Origin of the sequence: Nocardioides sp. LHG3406-4, assembly GCF_049897745.1 — a bacterium.
GTDB lineage: Bacteria > Actinomycetota > Actinomycetes > Propionibacteriales > Nocardioidaceae > Nocardioides.
This window is the reverse complement of the sequence record NZ_JAFCWV010000006.1, coordinates 29,826-44,006: the sequence shown is the minus strand read 5'-3', so window position 1 is coordinate 44,006 and position 14,181 is coordinate 29,826. Positions and strand designations below refer to the sequence as shown.

The following is a 14,181-nucleotide window of genomic DNA, read 5'->3' as shown; positions in this document are numbered from 1 at the left end:
CGCCGGCGCCCACCCCTCCCGCATCCTGGGTTCATGCGGGGGCACGGACCGGCCACGGCAGGGCAGGGCGGGACGTCCGGTGCGCGGCGGAGGGTCGACGAGCGCCGGCCCCGCCGGTGCGGCGCCGGCACGGTCGTGGTGCTCGCCGCACTCACCGCCGTGCTCGGCCGGTTCCTGGGCCTGCTCTTCCCCTCCGGGGGTGACGAGGCCGGCTTCACGCTGGTCGCCCGCGCGTGGGACCCGCGGCCGGACAGCCTCTACGGGCCCTACTGGGTCGACCGGCCGCCGCCGCTGATCGCCCTGTTCAAGCTGTCGGACCAGCTCGGCGGGCCGTTCCTCATCCGCGCGGTGGCCGCCGCCGGCTGCCTGATGGCCGTGCTCGCAGCGGCGGCGGCGGCCCGCGCCGTCCTCCGACACATGGGCGTCAGCGACGAGGGCCGGGTCGCGCGTGCAGGCGCCTGGTGCGCCGTCCTCGCGGCCGCCCTCACCTCGAGCGGGATGATCGACCCCGTCTCGGCGAAGGGCGAGATCCTGGGGATCCCGCTGGTGCTGGTGAGTCTCTGGCTCTCGCTGACGGCCGTGGCCCGGCCCCGGCCCGACGCGGCCGCGCTGGCCATCGCCTGTGGTGCGGGCCTGACGGCCGCCGGCGCCCTCGGCGCCAAGCAGAACCTGGTCGCGGGTCTGGTCTTCGGTGCGGCCCTGCTGACCGGCTCGGTGCTCGACCGCCGGATCGGGGTCGGGCACGGCCTGCGCCTGGCCGCTGCCGCGCTCGTAGGGGCGGCCGTCCCGGTCATCGCCACCGCCGGGTGGGCGGTCGCCTCCGGCGTCCGCCTCGAGACTCTCTGGTACGCGACGTACGGGTTCCGCGCGGATGCCGCGGCCGCCATCGCGCTGGGCGGCCCCGGTGCGCCGGCGGCGCGAGCCCTGCTGCTCGTCGCGGTCTTCGTCGCGACCGGCGGCGGCTTCGTGCTCCTGCTGATGCTGGTCCAGGCGCGACGGATTCTCGGCCGGCACCGGGTCCTGTCGGTCTCGGCCGCCCTCGTCGTCGGCACGGACGTGGTCGGCCTGCTGCTCGGGGGCAGCTTCTGGCGGTCCTACCTGTTCGTCTTCGTGCCCGGTCTCGTGCTGGCCGCTGCGATGCTGCTGGCCCTCGACGGAGGTCCGGCACGCGCGATGCGCCGCCTGGTGGTCGTGGCCGCGGCGTCCACCGTGGTCTCCCTGACGGTCGGGGCGGTGCTGATCCGCGTCGGCGCCCTGGTGCCCGGTGAGGTCCGCACCGGCGAGGCGATCGCCCGGGCGTCGGAGCCGGGCGACACCATCGTCTCGTACGGCGGCCGGCCCAGCCTCGTGCTCGCCAGCGGGCTGCGGTCGCCGTACCGGCACCTGTGGAGCCTGCCGATGCGCACGCTCGACCCGGGCCTGAAGGACCTGCGAGCCCTGCTCGCCGGCCCGGACGCCCCCACCTGGCTGGTGCTCTGGGTGCCGACATCCGCCTGGCACGACACGGGGAGGCCGCTGGAGCCGGTCGTCGAGCAGCGCTACGAGCTGCACGGCCTCGGCTGCTGGGACCGCCCGGTCTACCTGCTGAAGGCTGCGGAGCGACCCGCGCTGGAGCCGAGATGCGACTGACCCGCCCGGTCGCCCGGGCGGGTCAGTCAGAGCTGGTGCAGCTGGTGCAGAGGGTCAGTGACCGTGCCCGTGGCCGTGTCCGGCCGCCGGCTCGGGCTCTTCCTCGGGCTTGTCGGCGATCAGCGTCTCGGTCGTGAGCAGCATGCCCGCGATCGAGGTGGCGTTGACGAGCGCCGAGCGGGTGACCTTGACCGGGTCGAGAACACCCTGGGCGACCAGGTCGCCGTACTCCTCGGTGGCGGCGTTGTAGCCGTTGCCGACACCGAGCTCGCGCACCTTGGTGGTCACGACGTAGCCGTTGACGCCGCCGTTCTCGGCGATCCAGCGCAGCGGCTCGTCGGCAGACTTGCGCACGATGCGCACGCCGACGGCCTCGTCACCGGTGAGGCCGAGGTCGCCCTCGAGCACGCTGACGGCGTGGATGAGCGCGGAGCCACCGCCGGGGACGATGCCCTCCTCGATCGCGGCGCGCGTCGCGGAGACGGCGTCCTCGATGCGGTGCTTCTTCTCCTTGAGCTCCACCTCGGTGGCGGCGCCGACCTTGATCACGCACACGCCGCCGGCCAGCTTCGCGAGGCGCTCCTGGAGCTTCTCGCGGTCCCAGTCGGAGTCGGTGGACTCGATCTCGCCCTTGATCTGGTTGACCCGGCCCTCGACGGCGGCCGGGTCACCCGAGCCGTCGACGATCGTGGTGTTGTCCTTGGTGATGACAACGCGGCGGGCCTGGCCCAGCACCTCGAGGCCGACCTGGTCGAGCTTGAGACCGATCTCGGGGGCCACGACCTGCGCGCCGGTGAGGGTCGCGATGTCCTCCATCATGGCCTTGCGCCGGTCACCGAACGCCGGGCTCTTGACCGCGACGGCGTTGAACGTGCCGCGGATCTTGTTGACGACCAGCGTCGACAGGGCCTCGCCGTCGACGTCCTCGGCCAGGATGAACAGCGGCTTGCCGGCCGAGATGACCTTCTCGAGCAGCGGCAGCAGGTCGGCCACGGCCGAGATCTTGCCCTGGTGCAGCAGGATGTAGGGGTCGTCGAGGACGGCCTCCATCCGCTCGGGGTCGGAGACGAAGTACGCCGAGATGTAGCCCTTGTCGAACTGCATGCCCTCGGTGAACTCCAGCTCGGTGCCCATGGTGTTGGACTCCTCGACGGTGATCACGCCGTCCTTGCCGACCTTGTCGAAGGCCTCGGCGAGCAGCTCGCCGATGATGCTGTCGCGGCTCGAGATGGTGGCGACCGAGGACATGTCCTCCTTCGAGTCCACCTCCCGGGCAGCCTCGCGCAGCGCGTCGCCCACGGCCTCGGCCGCGGCGTCCATGCCGCGCTTGAGCCCCATCGGGTTGGAGCCGGCGGCCACGGCGCGCAGGCCCTCGTGCACCATCGCCTGGGCGAGCACGGTGGCCGTGGTGGTGCCGTCACCGGCGACGTCGTTGGTCTTGGTGGCGACCTCCTTGGTCAGCTGGGCGCCGAGGTTCTCGAACGGGTCGTCCAGCTCGATCTCGCGGGCCACGGTGACGCCGTCGTTGGTGATCGTGGGGGCGCCCCACTTCTTGTCCAGGACGACGTAGCGACCCTTGGGGCCGAGCGTCACCTTGACGGCGTTGGCGAGGGCGTCGACGCCGCGCTCGAGGGCACGGCGGGCGTTCTCGTCGAACTCCAGGATCTTGGGCATGCATGCTCCTTAAAAGAGTCATCGCCCGAAGACGTCATACGGAGCGAGGAACCGTGGGCTCCATCCGTATGACGTCCCGGGCGATGCGGGAATCAGGAAACGACGGCGAGGACGTCGCGGGCGGAGAGGATGAGGTACTCGTCACCGGCGTACTTGACCTCGGTGCCGCCGTACTTGCTGTAGATGACCTTGTCACCCACGGCGACGTCGAGCGGGACGCGGTTGCCGTTGTCGTCGATGCGCCCGGGACCGATCGCCAGGACCTCGCCCTCCTGGGGCTTCTCCTTGGCGGTGTCCGGGATGACCAGGCCCGAGGCCGTGGTCTGCTCGGCGTCGAGGGGCTTGACGACGATCCGGTCCTCGAGGGGCTTGATGTTGACCGACACGATGTCGACCTCCACTTTCTTGTGCCCTACGCATTGCAGGGTGGCTTCTGGGACGGAACGGGAGCCGGAGCTCCCGGGACGTTCGAGCCTGCGGATGACGGACGCCGTCGCGGGGGTCGTACGTCGTCGCAAGCGCTGGCACCCTCGGGGCGAGAGTGCCAGATCAGACGTTAGCACTCGCCTCCGCTGAGTGCCAGCGGGGTCCCTGCGAGGATGCGTGCATGGACGTCGACACCTTCGCCTGGCTGCTCACCGACCCCGGGCAGCAGGTGCTGGAGCGCGCCACGGAGGCCTACGTCGACGCCGACGCCGACCCCGTGCGGGCCGCGGCAGCGGTCCGCAGGCTGGAGCCTGACCCCGACCGCGCCAGTGCCGCGCTCACCCAGGTCCAGCTCCGGGCCCGGGCGGTCGCGAAGTTCGGCGACGACGCCGTGCGCATGTACTTCACACCCGAGGCGCTCGAGCAGGCGACCCGGCCCCGCGTCGCCGCCCACCGGGCCGCCCGGCTGGTCGCGGCCGAGGCCGGCACCGTCCTCGACCTCGGCTGCGGCATCGGCGGCGACCTGGTCGCCTTCGCCCGCGCCGGGCTGACCGCGGCAGGAGTCGACCTCGACCCGGTGCGGGTCGCGGTGGCCCGGGCCAACCTCGCGGCCCTGGGGCTCGGCGGCGCGGTGCAGGTCGCCGACGCGACCACGCTGGCGGTCGACGGCTTCGGCGCGGTCTTCGCCGACCCCGCTCGTCGCGGGGCGCGCGGCCGCGTCTTCGACGCCGAGGGCTGGACCCCACCGTGGCCCTTCGTGACGGACCTGCTGAGGGGCCGCGCGGTGGTCAAGGTCGCGCCGGGGATCCCCCACGACCTGGTGCCCGACGGCGTCGAGGCCGAGTGGGTCAGTGAGCGCGGCGAGGTCAAGGAGGCCGCGCTCTGGTCGCCGACCCTGGCCACGACCGCCCACCGCGCCACCGTCATCGCTTCCGGCGGACTCGCCTCGGTCACCACCGAGGACGATCCGTACGCCGGCCGGCCGAGGCCCGTGCGCGGCATCGGCGAGTTCCTCTACGAGCCCGACGGGGCGGTGATCCGGGCCGGCCTCGTCACCGCTGTCGCGGCCGGCGTCGACGGTGGGCTGCTCGACGAGAAGATCGCCTACGTGACCTCTGACGCGTCCTACCGCACGCCCTTCGCGACGTCGTACCGGGTGCTGGAGGAGCTGCCCTTCCGCGAGAAGCCGCTGCGGGCGGCGCTGCGCGAGCGCGGCGTCGGCAGCCTCACCATCAAGAAGCGCGGGGTCGACATCGTGCCCGAGGAGCTGCGCAAGCGCCTGGCGCTCAGGGGCGACCAGACCGCCACGCTGGTGCTCACCCGGGTGGCGGGGCAGGGCACCGCACTGCTCGTGCAGCCGTTCTGACCTCTCCTCGCAACCGCCTGCGGCGATCGGGGAACGCACCTACAGTCCTCGACATGACGCGACCGAGCATGCCCGCAAGCAGGCGCGTGCTGACGCGCGCCGCCCTCGTCGCAGGAGCTGTCCTGGTGCTGGCTGTCCCGGCCCTGGCGCACGCCATCGCCACGCCGGCCACGCCGCCGGCGTCGGAGTCCGCGATGAAAGTGCGGACCCAGCCCAGCAACGCCTCGGCGTACGCCAGCCGCACGGTCGCGAACCCGCTCGCCGGCCGGACGTGGGGCATCGGCGACCTCGACCGGACCATCGAGGCCTACAACGCTGCCAGCGGTGCCGACCGCGACCTGCTCGCCAAGATGGCGACCCAGCCCAAGGCCGCGTGGTTCGGCGCATGGAACAGCACCTCCGGTGTCCGCAAGATCGTCGGCCGCTACATCTCCGTCGCCCAGGCCGGCGACCCCGAGGCGCTCGTGCAGCTCTCGGTCTTCCGCATGGTCCCGTGGGAGCAGGAGGCGTGCCGCCGGCTGCCCACGGCAGCTGAGCAGGCCTCCTACCGGGCCTGGATCGACGCCCTCGCCGAGACCATCGGCACCGCCCACGTCGCCGTGGTGATGCAGCCGGACGGCCCGTTCGTCCTGTGCGCACCGAAGGGCTCGAAGCTGCCCGGCCAGCTCATCAGCTACGGCACCCGCGTCCTCAGCGCCCTGCCCAACACCAGCGTCTACGTCGAGGTCGGAGCAGCGGACTGGCCGATGGACGACCCGAAGAAGGCGGCGAAGATCGCGGTGCGCGGCGGCGTGGAGTACGCCCGGGGCATCGCCCTCAACGGCACCCACTACGACAGCACCGAGCGCCAGGTCGTCTTCGGGGCGCAGGTCTCGCAGCTGTTGGCCAAGCGCGGGATGCCGGGCAAGACGGTGGTCGTCAACACCACCCAGAACGGTCGCGGCTTCAAGGCCGGGGAGTACCACAAGAAGTACCAGCGCAAGGACACCTGCAACCTCGCCAAGGCCACCGGCACCTGCTACGACCACGCCCCGGTCTGCAAGACCGCCACGCAGCGGGTCTGCGTGACCCTGGGCATCCCGCCGACCACCGACGTCGCCAACCCGGCGTGGGGGCTCTCGGCGAAGGCGAACGCCCTGGCCCAGCAGTACGTCGACGGCTACCTGTGGTTCGGTCGGCCGTGGCTCTTCATGCAGAACCAGCCCTTCCAGCTCGACCGGGCCCTCGACCTCGCCCGCAGCACGGCGTACTGACTCACTGACAGCCGCGGCGCGGCGCCCCGGGGACCACGACGGGCAGCCGGCCGGTTGCGGGAGCCTTGCCGAGCAGCACGTCGACCAGTGCCGACATGGCGCCGGGAGTCTCGCCGTACGTCGCGATCCGGACGCCCGCGCTGACCTGGCCCAGGACGTAGGGCGCGTCGGTGGCGATCACGATCGGCGCCGACGAGGCGGCTCCGCGGTACCCGGTGAACGCCATCGGCGTGCCGTGGTAGACGGGCGTGGGCTCGAGCCTGCGCCACCTGCGCAGCTTCTTCTTCTTGCGCTTGGGCGGCTTGGGCGGCTTCTCGTAGGTGATCCTGCCCAGCGCGAGCCCGGCCTGCCGGGCCGCGGTGCGGAAGTTGGCGACCGCGACCGGGCTGCCCACCGGCACCACCGCACCGGCGAGCAGCGGCCCGCCGCACGGTCCGGCGACCGACGTGACGGCAGCGGCCGAGAGGGCGCGGGACGCGGTGGCTCCGGAGCCCGGCTTCGCGCCGCGGGCGGCCGTGGCGCGGTGATGGAGCAGCAGCGCGATCTGCCGCGCCGCGGCCTGCTTCAGCCGATCGAGGGGCAGGCGCTCCTCCCGTACGGCACGCACGATGCCGGCCCGCGCGGCCGCCGGATCGCTGGGCATCAGCAGCACGTCGTTGCCGGCCCGGAGCGCCCTGACCGCGATCTCGGCCGGTGACCGGCCGGCCCGCACCCCGGCCATGTCCAGGGCGTCCGTCACGGCCAAGCCGTCGAAGCCGAGCTCGTCCCTGAGCAGGCCGTCGACCACCTGGTGCGACAGCGAGCTCGGCACCCTGGGATCGACGGCCCGGACGTCGAGGTGGCCGACCATGATGGCCGACGTGCCCGATCGGACGGCGTCGGCGAACGGCACCAGGTCGGTGCTCCGCAGCTTCGCCATCGACCGTTCCTGCACCGGCAGGGTGCGGTGGCTGTCGGCGAGCACCGACCCGTGCCCGGGGAAGTGCTTGAGGACCGGCACGATCCCGCCGGCGACGAACCCCCGGGCCGCCGCCGCCGTCTGCGCCGCGACCAGCGCCGGGTCGGAGCCGGCCGAGCGGGCCCCGATGGTCGGGTCCGCGCGTCCGACGGTGACGTCGGCGTCGGGGCCGAGGTCGACGTTGAAGCCGAGACCCCGCAGCTCGGCGCCGCTCGCGGCGTACGCCGCCTGCGTCAGCGCCTCGTCGCGGGCCGCGCCGGCCGACATGAACGCCGGGAACCTCGTCGCCGTGCCCTTGACCCGTTCGACGGCGCCGCCTTCCTGGTCGACGGCGAGGAACAGCGGCCACGGCCGGTCACCCGCGCGACGCAGGGCGGCGTTGACCTGACGGATCTGGTTGGTGGAGGTGACGTTGTCGGAGAACGCGATCACGCCGCCGAGGTGCAGCCGCCGCACGAGACCGGTCGGGGCGCGGGTGCCGTGCCAGCGGGCCACGATCACCTGGCCGGCGAGGTCGCGCACGCCGAGGTCCTCGACGAAGCCGGCCGCCTCCTCGAGCTCGGCGGGGGTGGGACCCCACCCGGGCACGAGGCCGAGCCGCTCGACCGGGGTCGGCGGTGGCGCTGCAGCACGCCTCGACACGAGAGCTCCGGGCTCGCCCGTGTCGTCGGAGGTGCACCCGCCCAGCAGGCCCGCCACCAGACCCACCGAGGCCAGCAGGCAGGTCAGGGCACGGCGCTCACGCATCGACCCATCGTGCCACCCGTGACCACCCGTCCCGCGACGCGAACGTGCGGTCAGGCGGTCCACCCGTCCGAACGCGCCCGCTCGGCCCCGATGGTGGTGTCGTCCCCGTGACCCGTGTGCACGACGGTCTCGTCCGGCAGCGCGAAGAGCACGGTGCGGATCGACGACTCGATGGTGGGTCGGTCGCTGAAGCTGCGGCCGGTCGCCCCCGGACCACCGTCGAACAGCGTGTCACCGGTGAACACGCAGCCGAGGTCGGGCACGTGGATGCAGACGGCGCCCGGCGCGTGCCCGGGTGTGTGCAGGATGGTCAGGTCGGTGCCCGCCACGGTGATCGTCTGGCCGTCAGCCAGGTCGGCGTCCCACAGCTCGTCGGGGTGGACCATCTCCCACAGCGGCCGGTCGGCGGGGTGCAGCAGGATCGGCGTCCGCGTGCGGTGCCGCAGCGTCGTCGCCTCCCGCACGTGGTCGTCGTGGGCGTGCGTGCAGATGATCGCCTTGATCAGCCGCGCCCCCACGACCTCGACGATGGCGTCGACGTCGTGCGGGGCGTCGATCACGACGCACTCGGTGTCGTCGCCGACGACCCAGATGTTGTTGTCGACGTCGAAGGTCTCCCCGTCGAGCGAGAAGGTGCCGGAGATTGCACCGCGGTCTACGCGCACGACGTTCTTCACAAGATCACCACCGAGCGGAGCACCTCACCGCGGTGCATCTTCTCGAACGCCGTCTCCACCTCGTCGAGCGCGATCTCCTCGCTGACGAACGCGTCGAGGTCGAGCCGGCCCTGCAGGTAGAGGTCGACGAGCATCGGGAAGTCACGCGACGGCAGGCAGTCGCCGTACCAGCTCGACTTCAGCGACCCGCCGCGCCCGAACACGTCGATCAGTGGGATCTCGGGCACGAGCATGTCGGGGGTCGGGACGCCGACGAGTACGACGGTGCCGGCGAGGTCTCGGGCGTAGAACGCCTGCTTCCACGTCTCGGGCCGACCCACCGCGTCGATGACGACGTCGGCGCCGTTGCCGTCGGTGAGAGCCTGGATGGCCTCGACCGGGTCGCCGTCCGTGCTGTTGACCGTGTGCGTGGCCCCCAGCTTGCGCGCCCCCTCGAGCTTGCGGTCGTCGATGTCGACGGCGATCACCTTGCTCGCCCCGGCCAGCACCGAGCCGGCGATCGCGGCCGCGCCGACGCCGCCGCAGCCGATGACGGCGACCGAGTCGCCGCGGCCGACGTTGCCGGTGTTGATGGCGGCGCCCAGTCCGGCCATCACGCCGCATCCGAGCAGCCCCACGGCGGCCGCGCGGGCCGACGGGTCGACCTTCGTGCACTGCCCGGCCGCGACCAGGGTCTTCTCGGCGAAGGAGCCGATGCCGAGGGCCGGCGACAGCTCGGTGCCGTCCTCGAGGGTCATCTTCTGGGTGGCGTTGTGGGTGGCGAAGCAGTACCACGGCTCACCGCGGCTGCATGCCCGGCACTGGCCGCACACCGCCCGCCAGTTGAGGATGACGAAGTCGCCGGGCTGCACGTCGGTGACGTCAGGACCGACCGCCTCGACCACGCCGGCCGCCTCGTGACCGAGGAGGAACGGGAACTCGTCGTTGATGCCGCCCTCGCGGTAGTGGAGGTCGGTGTGGCAGACCCCGCAGGCCTGCACCTTGACCAGCGCCTCACCCGGACCCGGGTCGGGGACGTTGATCGTCTCGACGGTGACCGGTGCGCCCTTGGCGCGGGCGACGACGCCCTTGACCTGCTGCATGCCTGGACCCTCTCGTGCTGCCGAAGTTTTCTGCAACCCACCCTGACAGGCCCGCGTCTTCCCACTGACAGCACCCGGCACGGAGCAGGATGGGAGGCGAGGATGCACACCACCGCCAGAGCGGGGACAGGGACGGGGACAGCCGTGGCCAGTCGCAGCCGCGACGCCGACTTCGCGTCGTACCTCGCCGCCCGCGAGCAGGCACACCTCCGCACGGCGTACGCCCTGACCGGCAACCTGCACGACGCGCAGGACCTCGTGCAGACGGCCCTGGCCAAGCTGTACCTCGCCTGGGACTCCGTGCGCGACCGCGAGTCGCTCGACGGCTACGTGCGCCGGATCATGGTCAACGAGAACACCTCGCTGTGGCGGCGTGCCTGGAAGCGCCGAGAGCACCCCAGCGACGACCTTCCCGACCTGCCGGCCGCCGGCCCCCGGGACCACAGCGACTCGGCACGGCTGTGGACCTTCGTGCAGACCCTGCCGACGCGCCAGCGCGCGGTGGTGGTGCTGCGCTACTACGAGGAGCTCTCGGAGGCCGAGACCGCCGACGTGCTCGGCATCTCCGTCGGCACCGTGAAGTCCCAGACCAGTCGTGCCCTCGCGGCCCTCCGCGAGCGCGCGCCCCAGAGTCTCCGGGAGGAGGACAGATGAGCCACGACGACCTCGGCACCCGCATCGCAGACAGCATTCACGACCATGTGGACCGGCTGCCCGCGGGCCACGTCAGCGTGCACGACGTCCGGCAGCGCGCGAGTCGCATCCGTCGCACTCGTCGGATCGTGACCGTCGTGGCGGCCGCCGCGGCGGCGGCCGTCGTCGTACCCACGGCGCTGTTCGTCTCGTCCCCCGGCGGCGACAAGGCCCCTGGACCGGTGGCGAGCAGCACGCCGACCCCGAGCGTGACCGGGCCGGTCGACGTGACCGTGCCGGCAGAACCCCAGGGTGGCGCTCGGCCCCGCATCGAGGTGAGGGACGGCAGGGACTACCAGCACTTCGTCCGAATCGGCTCGCTGTTCCTGGGCGTGACCACCGAGCACGGCAACCAAGTGCTCCACATCGTCGACGGCAAAAGGCGGACCACCGAGGCCCGGACCGGCGTCGACCACTTCGTCGTCAGCCAGAGCGGCACCACGGCTGCCTGGACCGAGCCCGACGGCTCGGTGTGGACCGCCTGGGACGGCGGCAGGCTCGAGCTCGACCAGCAGGCCGCCGGAGTGACCCCGGCCGCCGTCTTCGGCGACGGCAGCTGCCTGCTGTCGGAGGGCGACGGGTGCACCGTCTACGTCAACACCGGCGAGGGCCCGCCCCGCTTCGTGGCCTCCGACGGCCAGACCGGCATCGTCACCCCCGACACCATCAAGCTCAACGACGTGTCCGGCTACCTCGCTGCCACCCAGACGTCGTACGACGAGGGGCGTGCCTGCAGCAAGGTCTTCGACGTGCCGCAGGCCAAGGTGATGTGGAAGGGCTGCGACTACACACTCCTGCGCTTCTCCCCCGACAGCCGCCACCTGACGGCCACGAACTCCGACAGCGACGGGATGGGCCTCACCTCGGTCACGGTGCTGCGGGCGACGACCGGCGACCCGGTCGTCACCTATCGCGTCGACAACGGGTTCATCGGCGCGCAGGCCTGGGAGGACGACGGCCACCTGCTGCTCGTCCGCTACTCCTACGCGACGGGCCGCTGGGACATCGTGCGCGTCGACCTGTTCGGCACCATGTGGCGGGCGGCGCCGCCGGTGGACGCGGCCGAGGACGAGCGGCCGTACGCGCTCGGCGGCAACCGGTGAGGCGGCGTCACCTCCAAGTGAAGGAGGCCACGACCTCGTCGCGGATCCGCGTCAGCTCCGCCTTGGGCAGTCCGCGCTCGAGGTTCAGGATCAAGGTCACGACGGTGTCGTCGTAGACGGCACCGAACTCCTCCAGGGTGAAGCTCTGGTAGCTGGGTGCGGACGGCTTGCCGACCAGGTGGTAGACCGGGACCCCGGCCAGCTCGGTGTCGGGCAGCCGTCGCACCTCACCCTTGCGACCCCCGCTCGTCGCCGACAGCTTGGCCAGCTCGTCGATGGAGCCCCCGAACGAGTCGCGGGCGGTCAGGGTGATGTTGCCGAAGCCGTCCGGGTCGCGCCCGGTCTCGGCCAACGGCACGAACTGGTCCACCTTCACCCAGCCCTCGGGCAGGTTGACCTGAGCAACGTCCATCTTCAGCAGCGGCCCGGTCGCGGCCGCCGCCGACGGGGTCGGGGTCGGGGTCGCGCTGGGGGTCGGCGTGGCCGATGCCGAGGAGGTCGGCTGCGTCGCCCGCGGCTCGTCGCCGCCACCGCACCCAGCCAGCACCAGAAGGGCCGTCCCGCAGACGGCAGCGAGCGGGACCAGCGTGCTCCGTGCCCCCATGGCACCTCCTCCGAGTAGGCCGCGCCCACCCTACGGAAGCGGGACGAACTTGGTGGCACCGGGCATGTTTGAGACGGTGGCACGGGGGTATGCGCCCTGTCGTAGCGCCGCACCATCGAGCCCAAGGGGTACACGCATCATGTTCATGGCAGAAGTCGGGTCCACGCTGAGCGTCCTGAACGTCCCTGAGGACGTCATCAAGGAGGTCATGACCATGCTCGAGGAGAACGCAGACGCCCTCGAGCAGCGCAAGCTCAACCCCATCGCCGGTGATGCCTTCGGCGCATCGTCGACGGGCAGCCAGCTGGCCTTCGACGCCCGCCTGGCCCAGAAGGTCGCCTCCAAGGAGATCATCGAGATGGTGGCGGGCCTTCGCGGCTACAGCCAGAACATCCAGAAGTTCGCCGACGACGTCAAGGACACCGACGAGTCCAACGCGGCCACGCTGAAGGCATTCGAGGCGGCGACCGAGAAGGTCGCCCAGCCCACCTTCTCCCCTTCGGGGCAGGTCCCGCCGGCGCCCGAGGGAGGCGACAACTGATGTCCGGACCCCAGCGAGCGCGCCTCGACAGCTACATGAACGGTGCCAACGAGGAGACGGTCAACTCGATGGCGACCGACTGGAAGCGGTGCGCCGACATCCTGTTGACGATCAGCACCGCACTCTCCGAGGCGTCCCCGAAGGTCAAGGAGGAGATCGGCGGTCAGACCGGTCCGGCGGTCGACTCCCAGTTCTCCCAGGCGGCCACCGCCATGAACGCGCGGTCGACGCTCCTCAACGAGGGCGCGACCGCCCTCTCCGACGCTGCCCTGGTCATCACGCACGCCAGGCTCGCGAAGGACAAGATGGTCGACATCACTCCTCCGGCCAAGCCGACCAGGACTCCTGGCCCCAGCACGCCGGCCGAGGAGAAGGCCCAGGCGGCCTACGACACCCAGCACGCGCACTACGTGAGCGCCTTCAACGCCCAGGAGGAGCAGGCTGCGAAGTGGGCCGACAAGATGGACACCACGTTCCAGACCGCGATCCCGCCCATGCGCGCGATCAGCGGGTACGTGCCTGACGACGACGACAACAACAACGACAACAACGACGACGGCGGGGGCGGCGGCCACACGCCGGTCGTTCCCCACACCGGCGGCGGCGGCAACGGCGGCGGAAACGGCGGCGGCGGAAACGGCGGCGGCAACGGCGGCGGAAACGGCGGCGGCGGAAACGGCGGCGGCGGCAACGGCGGCGGCGGCAACGGCGGCAACGGCGGCGGCGGCAACGGCGGCGGCGGCAACGGCGGCGGCGGCAACGGCGGCGGCACGACCACCGTCGGCGGCGGCACCCAGTCCGGCGGCGGAAGCGGCGGCGGAAACGGCGGGGGCTTCGGCGGGGGGCTCGGCTCGACGTCGGGAGGCTCCGTGGGCGGCGGCAGCGGCGGCGGACTCAGCGGCGGCTCGGTCGGCGCAGGCGTGGCAGCCGGTGCTGGCGGTGGTCTGGCCGGCGGACTCGCCGGCACCTTGCGCGGCGGCCAGCTGCCCGGGGCCACGTCAGGCTCTGCCGGGTCGGTGCGCCCGATCGGCAGCAGCACCCGCAGCGCCGCGCCAGGCGCGCTCGGCAAGACGGCCGGCACTGTGGGCGCTGGCCGTGGCAGCAGCCTGTCGGGCGCCGGCGGCACGGCTGGCCGCGCGGGTGCGGGCGCCGCACGCAGCGGCGCAGCCGGACGCGGCGGCAGCGCAGGACGCGCCGGAGCAGCAGGCACGGCGGGCGGGCGCGGCTCGGCAGGTGGCCGCGGCGCGGGTGCCGGCCGCGGCGGCGCCGGGACCGGCGGCGCGCAGGGCAAGGGCAAGGGCAAGGACAAGTCCGGGTCCGCTACGGCAGCCGGCATGGAGTTCGAGCAGGACTGGATCGACGACGAGGGTGCCGAGTCCGGCCTGCTGAGCTGAACCCAGCGACATCGACCGTGGTCGTCTGAACCCC

Annotated in this window: 13 protein-coding genes; 7 read left to right on the top strand and 6 right to left on the bottom strand. The window is 72.5% G+C overall.

All coding sequences use genetic code 11. The annotated features are described in order from the left end of the window. Positions 1 to 33 precede the first annotated feature (33 nt). Positions 34 to 1,629, top strand: coding sequence for a hypothetical protein (locus ACP7BP_RS18850; RefSeq protein ID WP_426246852.1), 1,596 nt, complete (start codon positions 34 to 36; stop codon positions 1,627 to 1,629). A gap of 54 nt (positions 1,630 to 1,683) precedes the next feature. On the opposite strand, the gene groL is transcribed toward ACP7BP_RS18850, so the two are convergent. Next, positions 1,684 to 3,303: a chaperonin GroEL gene (groL, locus tag ACP7BP_RS18845; protein WP_426246851.1), complete on the bottom strand. Its 1,620-nt coding sequence runs from the start codon at positions 3,301 to 3,303 to the stop codon at positions 1,684 to 1,686. A gap of 92 nt (positions 3,304 to 3,395) precedes the next feature. Beyond that, positions 3,396 to 3,689 carry a co-chaperone GroES gene (gene groES, locus ACP7BP_RS18840; protein WP_116570841.1) on the bottom strand — a complete coding sequence of 98 codons (294 nt, stop codon included), beginning with the start codon at positions 3,687 to 3,689 and terminating at the stop codon, positions 3,396 to 3,398. Positions 3,690 to 3,910: 221 nt separating this feature from the next. Between groES and ACP7BP_RS18835 the strand changes: the two genes are divergently transcribed. After that, positions 3,911 to 5,095 carry a class I SAM-dependent methyltransferase gene (locus ACP7BP_RS18835; protein ID WP_426246849.1) on the top strand — a complete coding sequence of 395 codons (1,185 nt, stop codon included), beginning with the start codon at positions 3,911 to 3,913 and terminating at the stop codon, positions 5,093 to 5,095. A 53-nt stretch (positions 5,096 to 5,148) separates the two neighbouring features. After that, on the top strand, positions 5,149 to 6,348 hold the full coding sequence (locus tag ACP7BP_RS18830; protein WP_426246847.1) for a glycoside hydrolase family 6 protein: 1,200 nt from the start codon (positions 5,149 to 5,151) through the stop codon (positions 6,346 to 6,348). A 1-nt stretch (position 6,349) separates the two neighbouring features. Here the strand turns inward: ACP7BP_RS18830 and ACP7BP_RS18825 are convergent, their stop codons facing one another. From ACP7BP_RS18825 to ACP7BP_RS18815, 3 genes are read right to left on the bottom strand one after another with little or no spacing between them, the layout of a single operon-like run. Beyond that, on the bottom strand, positions 6,350 to 8,053 hold the full coding sequence (locus tag ACP7BP_RS18825; protein WP_426246845.1) for a glycoside hydrolase family 3 protein: 1,704 nt from the start codon (positions 8,051 to 8,053) through the stop codon (positions 6,350 to 6,352). Between the two features lie 50 nt (positions 8,054 to 8,103). Further along, positions 8,104 to 8,718, bottom strand: coding sequence for an MBL fold metallo-hydrolase (locus ACP7BP_RS18820; RefSeq protein WP_426246843.1), 615 nt, complete (start codon positions 8,716 to 8,718; stop codon positions 8,104 to 8,106). Positions 8,719 to 8,726: 8 nt separating this feature from the next. Then, positions 8,727 to 9,812: an S-(hydroxymethyl)mycothiol dehydrogenase gene (locus tag ACP7BP_RS18815; RefSeq protein WP_426246841.1), complete on the bottom strand. Its 1,086-nt coding sequence runs from the start codon at positions 9,810 to 9,812 to the stop codon at positions 8,727 to 8,729. Between the two features lie 144 nt (positions 9,813 to 9,956). Between ACP7BP_RS18815 and ACP7BP_RS18810 the strand changes: the two genes are divergently transcribed. Next, positions 9,957 to 10,466 carry a SigE family RNA polymerase sigma factor gene (locus tag ACP7BP_RS18810; RefSeq protein WP_426246839.1) on the top strand — a complete coding sequence of 170 codons (510 nt, stop codon included), beginning with the start codon at positions 9,957 to 9,959 and terminating at the stop codon, positions 10,464 to 10,466. Beyond that, on the top strand, positions 10,463 to 11,608 hold the full coding sequence (locus tag ACP7BP_RS18805; protein WP_426246838.1) for a hypothetical protein: 1,146 nt from the start codon (positions 10,463 to 10,465) through the stop codon (positions 11,606 to 11,608). The genes ACP7BP_RS18810 and ACP7BP_RS18805 overlap by 4 nt, the downstream gene beginning before the upstream one ends. A gap of 7 nt (positions 11,609 to 11,615) precedes the next feature. Here the strand turns inward: ACP7BP_RS18805 and ACP7BP_RS18800 are convergent, their stop codons facing one another. Beyond that, the gene (locus ACP7BP_RS18800; protein WP_426246836.1) at positions 11,616 to 12,212 is read right to left on the bottom strand and encodes a hypothetical protein; all 597 of its coding nucleotides are present in this window, start codon (positions 12,210 to 12,212) and stop codon (positions 11,616 to 11,618) included. Positions 12,213 to 12,357: 145 nt separating this feature from the next. Here ACP7BP_RS18800 and ACP7BP_RS18795 point away from each other — a divergent pair, with 145 nt between their 5' ends. Further along, on the top strand, positions 12,358 to 12,753 hold the full coding sequence (locus tag ACP7BP_RS18795; RefSeq protein WP_426246834.1) for a hypothetical protein: 396 nt from the start codon (positions 12,358 to 12,360) through the stop codon (positions 12,751 to 12,753). Beyond that, positions 12,753 to 14,147 carry a hypothetical protein gene (locus ACP7BP_RS18790; protein WP_426246832.1) on the top strand — a complete coding sequence of 465 codons (1,395 nt, stop codon included), beginning with the start codon at positions 12,753 to 12,755 and terminating at the stop codon, positions 14,145 to 14,147. Before ACP7BP_RS18795 ends, ACP7BP_RS18790 begins: the two co-directional genes overlap by 1 nt. The last annotated feature ends 34 nt before the right edge of the window (positions 14,148 to 14,181 follow it).

Bases quoted from the DNA above. Each gene is read 5' to 3' on its own strand.
- ACP7BP_RS18850 (WP_426246852.1), top strand. From the start codon at position 34: ATGCGGGGGCACGGACCGGCCACGGCAGGGCAGGGCGGGACGTCCGGT.
- ACP7BP_RS18835 (WP_426246849.1), top strand. From the start codon at position 3,911: ATGGACGTCGACACCTTCGCCTGGCTGCTCACCGACCCCGGGCAGCAG.
- ACP7BP_RS18825 (WP_426246845.1), bottom strand. From the start codon at position 8,053: ATGCGTGAGCGCCGTGCCCTGACCTGCCTGCTGGCCTCGGTGGGTCTG.
- groL (WP_426246851.1), bottom strand. From the start codon at position 3,303: ATGCCCAAGATCCTGGAGTTCGACGAGAACGCCCGCCGTGCCCTCGAG.
- ACP7BP_RS18805 (WP_426246838.1), top strand. From the start codon at position 10,463: ATGAGCCACGACGACCTCGGCACCCGCATCGCAGACAGCATTCACGAC.
- ACP7BP_RS18790 (WP_426246832.1), top strand. From the start codon at position 12,753: ATGTCCGGACCCCAGCGAGCGCGCCTCGACAGCTACATGAACGGTGCC.
- ACP7BP_RS18800 (WP_426246836.1), bottom strand. From the start codon at position 12,212: ATGGGGGCACGGAGCACGCTGGTCCCGCTCGCTGCCGTCTGCGGGACG.
- ACP7BP_RS18795 (WP_426246834.1), top strand. From the start codon at position 12,358: ATGGCAGAAGTCGGGTCCACGCTGAGCGTCCTGAACGTCCCTGAGGAC.
- ACP7BP_RS18830 (WP_426246847.1), top strand. From the start codon at position 5,149: ATGACGCGACCGAGCATGCCCGCAAGCAGGCGCGTGCTGACGCGCGCC.
- ACP7BP_RS18815 (WP_426246841.1), bottom strand. From the start codon at position 9,812: ATGCAGCAGGTCAAGGGCGTCGTCGCCCGCGCCAAGGGCGCACCGGTC.